1 protein-coding gene is annotated in these 1,004 nt (G+C 49.2%); it reads left to right on the forward strand.

The window, feature by feature from the left end; translation table 11 throughout:
• Positions 1 to 1,004 (forward strand): MBG domain-containing protein (locus tag O0V13_RS21450; protein WP_268037065.1); only part of this gene is annotated, 1,004 nt, incomplete at both ends.

The raw sequence follows: 1,004 nt of genomic DNA on the forward strand, positions 1-1,004 counted from the left end.
AAGAATGGAGATATTGAAGGGGCTGTTGTTACCGGTGCTTTGACTAGAATGACTGGAGAAGATGTAGGAATGTATGCAATCCAGCAGGGAACTATTGATGCTGGAGGTAACTATACGATCAACTTCACTTCGGCTGACTTTGAGATCACCCCAGCTACTCTGGATATCACGGCAGATGCAGGTCAAAACAAAGTGTATGGAGATCCGGATCCTGTATTCAGCTATCAAGTTGCAGGATTAAAGAATGGAGATATTCAAGGGGCTGTTGTTACAGGAGCATTGACTAGAATGGCTGGAGAAGATGTGGGGACCTACGCGATCCAGCCGGGAACCATAGCTGCAGGGCCGAACTATACGATCAACTTCACGAGTGCAGACTTTGAGATCACTCCTGCCACCCTGACTGTCACTGCAGATGCAGGTCAGACGAAGATTTATGGCGATGCTGATCCGGCCTTCACCTACCAGTATACCGGCTTGAAAAACGGGGATGCCAACACGGTGCTTACCGGAGCCTTAGCCAGAGCTGTAGGGGAAGATGTGGGAACCTACGCGATCAATCAGGGCAGCTTAAGTGCAGGTCCAAACTATACGATCAACTTCACGGGAGCTGACTTTGCGATTACTCCGAGAACCTTGAACATCACAGCCAATGCGAATCAGGCGAAAGTGTATGGTTCTGCAGATCCGGTGTTTGCCTATACGGCATCCAACTTCGGAAACGGAGATAATACTTCCATTCTGACCGGAGCCCTCAGCAGGGCGGCCGGTGAAGATGTGGGTATGTACGCAATCACAATAGGAACTCTGGATGCAGGAATGAACTATGTGATCAACTTTACGAGCGCTGATTTTGAGATTGCAGAGAAAGTACTGAATGTGACTGCTGATGCAGGTCAGGGCAAAGTCTTCGGCACAGCTGATCCAACACTCACGTATCAGGTGACAGGCTTTGAAAACGGAGATGATGAAACGATTCTGACAGGAGCCTTGGCTAGAGCAGC

The organism is Algoriphagus sp. PAP.12 (assembly GCF_026652115.1).
GTDB lineage: Bacteria > Bacteroidota > Bacteroidia > Cytophagales > Cyclobacteriaceae > Algoriphagus.